Annotated in this window: 5 protein-coding genes; all 5 read right to left on the bottom strand. The window is 64.1% G+C overall.

Going from position 1 to position 2,287, the window contains the following annotated elements:
- Positions 1-255: 255 nt before the first annotated feature.
- Positions 256-459 (bottom strand): protein kinase family protein, encoded by a 204-nt coding sequence (locus LX12_RS21615; RefSeq protein ID WP_253656685.1) that lies wholly within the window; start codon positions 457-459, stop codon positions 256-258.
- Positions 456-845, bottom strand: a complete 390-nt coding sequence (locus LX12_RS21610) for a hypothetical protein (RefSeq protein ID WP_253656684.1) — start codon at positions 843-845, stop codon at positions 456-458. The genes LX12_RS21615 and LX12_RS21610 overlap by 4 nt, the downstream gene beginning before the upstream one ends.
- On the bottom strand, positions 842-1,093 hold the full coding sequence (locus LX12_RS21605; RefSeq protein ID WP_253656683.1) for a hypothetical protein: 252 nt from the start codon (positions 1,091-1,093) through the stop codon (positions 842-844). Before LX12_RS21605 ends, LX12_RS21610 begins: the two co-directional genes overlap by 4 nt.
- Positions 1,093-1,680 carry a hypothetical protein gene (locus tag LX12_RS21600; RefSeq protein WP_253656682.1) on the bottom strand — a complete coding sequence of 196 codons (588 nt, stop codon included), beginning with the start codon at positions 1,678-1,680 and terminating at the stop codon, positions 1,093-1,095. Before LX12_RS21600 ends, LX12_RS21605 begins: the two co-directional genes overlap by 1 nt.
- Positions 1,677-2,287, bottom strand: a 611-nt coding sequence (locus LX12_RS21595; protein ID WP_253656681.1) for a YqaJ viral recombinase family protein, incomplete at its 5' end; no start/stop codon positions are given. The genes LX12_RS21600 and LX12_RS21595, both read right to left, overlap by 4 nt.

The following is a 2,287-nucleotide window of genomic DNA, read 5'->3' as shown; positions in this document are numbered from 1 at the left end:
CGTGGTCCGGGCGAGCGGGGACGGACATGCGGAACCTGTTGTGCGGTCCTTTCGCGCAGACCTCGCCGAGTTCGTGATGCGCCTGGTCGATCAGCGCCCGCAGGTTCTCGATGCCGTTGTCGATGTCACCCACGACGGGCCTCCTCGGGAGTGGCGTTGCTGTGACAGCGGCGGTCCGTGCCGGTGACTTGCACCCACATGGTTTCGCCCCGGTGCACCTTGATGATCCGTTCCCCGCAGTGCTTGCACCGTGTGTCACCCACGACGATCACCACCCAGCGCCCGCTCGATCTGACGTAGCTCGGTTGCCGTCATCAAGACTTCCGCCCCGTCGGGCAGGGTGTGGACAACCGCAGACCCGCCCACACTTCCGAGCAGCCACCATCCGCCGGCCGGGTTGGTGACGTACACCTCCCAGCCGTCACCGTCACGGACCTGGAACACCTCGGGGGCGGTCACCGGGTGGCCTCAGCGACACGGGCGGCGCGAGCACAAGCAAGCAAAGATGCGGCCAAGGTTTCGGGCTTCTTCATGTCGTACGTCGTCACGCCCAAGTAGTGAAGTTCGCCGTCCTCGAAAAGCAACGGCCCCTCACCAAGCGGGCTTGCCCACAACTGCCAGCCGTTCTCGTCGTCATTGCCCTCGAAAGTGGACTCCGGCTCCGGCAGTTCCACCACGGCGTGTGTCTCCGACAGGACAGCGAGGACCGTGCGCGAAAGCTCAAAGGCGATCTGCTGCGAGAAGTCCAGTGGCGACTTACCCATCGAAGTTCCGAGTAGTTCGAGGGTGCCGCCAAGACATGCCGTCACTGCGCTCTCGACGGCCTTCTGTGCTGCGCCGCTCATGCCATCACCGCCGCCACAAGCGCCACGACCAGTGCAGCGTTGACGGCGAGGCTCGCCACCAGCCGCAGGTGCGCAACACCCAGCCGGTGCAACGCCGCAGTCAACGCGGTGTGGCGTTCCCCGGCAAGCTTCCGCCAGTTCTCGCCGATCGCGTACTCGTACAGGTCCGGTTTCGTTCTCGTCTCCACCGCTTCGATCCGTTCGTCGATTCTGATGTCGTGCATGTCGTCGGCGGCGTCCCAATCCATCACGCCACCTCGTCGGGCGGGTCGGGCTGCAACGCGTCCTTGCGGGCCATGACAGCGGCCATCACCTGCTTGGCCTGGTCTGTGCCGTCTGCCTTCATGTCGGCGTAGATGGCGCGCAGCTCGTCGAGATCCGTTGTCTCGGCGACCCGGTTCTGCGCGGACTCGTAGTCGGGTGCCGGTTGCTCGGCCAGGGGTTCGACGACGTACGGGGCGCGCTTGCCTCGAGTCACGGTGAGGGCGAGCACGAGCTTCTTGTCGAGGTGCGACATCGCTGAGATGCGGATGCCGCCAACCTTCTCCCGGCCGAACGTGATGTCAGGGTCGCGGTAGAGCATCAACCGCCGGCCCTTGTAGGTGGACGCTTCCTTGCCCCACGCAGTGATGAGGACGCGGATCATGCTCTTACCGGGGCGGTAGGGTCGGTCGGGTCCGAACTCGCGGGTCACAATCTCGATGGGCTGTTCGCTGCTGCCCCGCCGAACGTCGTCAATGGTGACGACTTTCGGCCCGGACATCAGGTCGTCAGCGTTGATCTGATCGCTGCGGGGTGCAGCCGCTCTGATGAGGTCGGCTTCGGTGATGTTCATACGTTGATCTCCAGGTCCAGGACGCGCTCGGTTTTGGGGTAGCCAACAATGGATTCGTAGTAGATGCGGATGGATTCGGCGGCGTTGCGCTCGAACGCATCGACTGCGGCCACGATCGCGTCCTGCCATCTCTCGTCGGGCAGCACTCGTTTGACGTAGAGCGGCATCCCAGCGCAGTAGGACACGTAGTCGATCCACTTACGCCCGGACACGAGCAGCCCGCACTGAAGCTGGGCCATGTTCTCGATCGGTGGGTGGCCGGCGAGGATGGTGGTCAGCTGTGTCTTCTGCCGGCGGGACTTGATTTCGATCAACCCGTCGTCACCGACGAGTCCGTCGGGTGAGTAGCCGATGGTGAAGCCCCATTTGTCCTCGGTCATGAAGCCGACTTCGGTGACGGGTGCGTAGTGCTCGGCGTAGACGGCGCGGGCTTTCGGTTCGTCTTCGATGCCGCGCCACATGTCGTCGCTGACGAACGTGGGGTCGGTATGCCCGGTGATCCGTTCACTCGTGAGCAGGGCTGTCAGGCCGCGGGATTCGTCGTTGCTCGCGACCTTCACCGTCTTCAATGTGATGAGTTTCCCGACGACGGATGCGGTGACGATGC

The organism is Williamsia serinedens (assembly GCF_024171725.1).
GTDB classification, from domain to species: Bacteria; Actinomycetota; Actinomycetes; order Mycobacteriales; family Mycobacteriaceae; genus Williamsia_A; species Williamsia_A serinedens.
This window is presented reverse-complemented; position numbering and strand designations above follow the sequence as displayed.

Excerpts from the sequence above, each read along its gene's own strand:
- LX12_RS21610 (WP_253656684.1), bottom strand. The coding sequence starts at position 845 with ATGAGCGGCGCAGCACAGAAGGCCGTCGAGAGCGCAGTGACGGCATGT.
- LX12_RS21605 (WP_253656683.1), bottom strand. The coding sequence starts at position 1,093 with ATGGATTGGGACGCCGCCGACGACATGCACGACATCAGAATCGACGAA.
- LX12_RS21600 (WP_253656682.1), bottom strand. The coding sequence starts at position 1,680 with ATGAACATCACCGAAGCCGACCTCATCAGAGCGGCTGCACCCCGCAGC.